The 2,484-nt window shown below is 54.5% G+C and carries 2 protein-coding genes and 2 pseudogenes; 1 reads left to right on the plus strand and 3 read right to left on the minus strand.

Features of this window, described 5'->3' with window-relative positions; genetic code table 11:
• A pseudogene (locus tag FTV04_RS16550) lies at positions 1-126 on the plus strand (IS4 family transposase); the annotation flags it as partial.
• 53 nt (positions 127-179) lie between these two features.
• On the opposite strand, the pseudogene FTV04_RS16555 reads toward FTV04_RS16550, so the two are convergent.
• The 3 genes and pseudogenes from FTV04_RS16555 to aac(3)-IId form a co-directional block, all read right to left on the minus strand.
• Positions 180-293: pseudogene (locus FTV04_RS16555) on the minus strand (IS6 family transposase); the annotation flags it as partial.
• A 567-nt stretch (positions 294-860) separates the two neighbouring features.
• The gene (locus tag FTV04_RS16560; protein ID WP_000587837.1) at positions 861-1,403 is read right to left on the minus strand and encodes an AAA family ATPase; all 543 of its coding nucleotides are present in this window, start codon (positions 1,401-1,403) and stop codon (positions 861-863) included.
• 12 nt (positions 1,404-1,415) lie between these two features.
• Positions 1,416-2,276, minus strand: a complete 861-nt coding sequence (gene aac(3)-IId, locus FTV04_RS16565) for an aminoglycoside N-acetyltransferase AAC(3)-IId (protein ID WP_000557454.1) — start codon at positions 2,274-2,276, stop codon at positions 1,416-1,418.
• Positions 2,277-2,484: the final 208 nt, after the last annotated feature.

The following is a 2,484-nucleotide window of genomic DNA, read 5'->3' on the forward strand; positions in this document are numbered from 1 at the left end:
AAAGCGATAAAAATAAAGAAGCATGGACGACTCTCAATGAGTTTATTTCGCTATGGTTTAGACTATGTTCAAATGGCGATTCAGCGTTTAATTGGTTTTGGGAAAAAAGAAGAGTTTAAGGAAATTTGGCACTGTTGCAAAGTTAGCGATGAGGCAGCCTTTTGTCTTATTCAAAGGCCTTACGTTTCAAAAACTCTGCTTACCAGGCGCATTTCGCCCAGGGGATCACCATAATAAAATGCTGAGGCCTGGCCTTTGCGTAGTGCACGCATCACCTCAATACCTTTGATGGTGATGATAAGTTTATCACCACCGACTATTTGCAACAGTGCCCAAAAAAGTTCGTGGTGGAGAAAAGATAAGCTATGCAAGGCTTTAGGAGACGTGGTTTTTCAGGATGACGAAGAACGATTCGGCGCTAGGTGCAACATAGGTGCATCGCACGAGCGCTAGGAACGGCGAAAAAAGGCGGACGTGGCGAAATCGGTAGACGCAGCAGACTTTAAAATTGGAGTGCCCGCGGGGAAATCCGCGGAGTAGAACCGCTCAAAGTCGGGGAACGCTAACGGGCAATACCCTAAGCCAATCCCGAGCCAAGCCCCTTCGGGGGAAGGTGTAGAGACTGGACGGGCGGCGCCTAAAGCCTTCGGGCAATGGCGAAGGGACAGTCCAGACCACGAACGTCATCAGACGGCGGCGAAAGTCGAGGTGGTACGAAAATCTGCTTCTCTGTGAGAGTACGGGTTCGAGTCCCGTCGTCCGCACCACAAAGCCAAACATCCCTGCGATGATCGACCTCTGGGCGTTTGGTCGTGAGCCCGCCACCCTCGCGCTACGCTTTGCGCAGGCGTCGAAGGCGATCAGGTGCGCCCATCGATTCCGTCGAGCACCATCGCTGCGAGTTCATCGCTGGTGTGTGCACCACTATCGAGAACACGGGTTGTGCATGGAAGCCGTTCCCTTGCGGCCAAGCATCGGGCGACATTCGCTAATCGCCACTCTCGAATCTCCGCATTTCGATTCGGGTCAGGATGCATGGTCTGGTTCGCGATCCGGTGACGCAATAGGTCCTCGTTGAGCGTCAGAAAGATGTGCAGCAGCTGATCGTCGATCCGCCTTACCCCGTCGAGTATCTCAGTCAGATAGTCCGGGTGCACGAGCGTCATTGGGATGATGATGTCCTGCGAGTAATTCCTTCGAATCTCCCTGACCGCCGCGATCGTAAGTCCCCTCCACAAGGGGAGATCCTGATAGTCTCCGCTCGCTGGCATGGGGACCGTTTCTTTCACCACGAACCCGATTTCCTCGGGGTCAAAGATCAGCGATTTGGAACGCCGATCGCGCAGCCGCTTAGCGAGCGTCGTCTTTCCGGCGCCGAAAGGTCCGTTGATCCAGATTATCATTGTCGACGGCCTCTAACCTGAAGGCTCGCAAGAGCGCTCGACGGCCTCGTGCGGAGGCACGATCGGAGTGGTTCCGAAATGCTTCTCAAGATAGGTGACGCCGAACGTCACGATGTCCTGCGCGTCGAACAGGTAGCACTGAGCAAAGCCCACGACACCTTCTCGATGGCGACCGAGCTTCACGTAAGCATTTGCTATAGTTTCAACCGCATCCGGCTTTCCTTCGATAGCAAAGCAATCGAGAATGCCGTTTGAATCGTAATCCGATGCCGTTTTCCAGGCGACTTCACCGTCTCTTCCAAGCATCGGCATCTCATACGTCACCCACCGTTTGTTGGGGATATCGGCAACCGCCTCGGCGTAGTGCAATGCGGTAACGGAGTTTAGCGGCGCACCCAACAGCAGGGCCTTCCCGCCAAGGCGAACGAACCGCTCGACGGGCGATCCTTCCCCCAAGGCGTGACCGAGTTCGTGAGGCTCCGTCAGCGTTTCAGCCAGCGGACCAACCGCGACCATCGATGCATCGGGGTGCGCGCTGCGCCGCGCGCCGGGGGCTTGAACCAGAAATTGATTCAGCAGGCCGAACCCACGGTAAGTCCCGGCTGTTGCGGGATCGAACGGCAGCCAGGTACGGCGGGCTTCGTCATCCAGCCGAGCGCCATTCAGAGTCTCCTCGTAGGGTGATCGGTCCCACGACGCGTATCCCATCACAGTGCCAGTCGGCCCAACCGCGGAGCGTAACGCGGCAACGACCGTCTCCGCTCCTCCTTCGACCGGACCAATCGCTTTAAGTGAGGCATGCACCATCAAGAGGTCACCGGTTTGGACTCCGAGTTTTTGAAGCGCCTCCGTTATTGCCTTCCGCGTATGCATCGCGATATCTCCTCTAAACTGCAAAACACTATACCTATCGAGATATCACTCTACTATACCTATCGAGATATAGAGGTGGTCCCACTTGTTTGAACAACTAAAAGCGTATTTATAAGTGATATTCCGCTCTAGTTAAGCCACCTTGTTTTGTTGGGGTAGCTGATCATAGTAAAACTCATTTGGTGTCATTTTGTCTAGACTCGAATGA

Origin of the sequence: Acinetobacter sp. YH12219 (assembly GCF_013417875.1) — a bacterium.
In the GTDB taxonomy this organism is placed as follows: Bacteria; Pseudomonadota; Gammaproteobacteria; order Pseudomonadales; family Moraxellaceae; genus Acinetobacter; species Acinetobacter amyesii.

Coding starts and splice junctions, on each gene's coding strand:
- FTV04_RS16560 (WP_000587837.1), bottom strand. CDS start 1,403: ATGATAATCTGGATCAACGGACCTTTCGGCGCCGGAAAGACGACGCTC.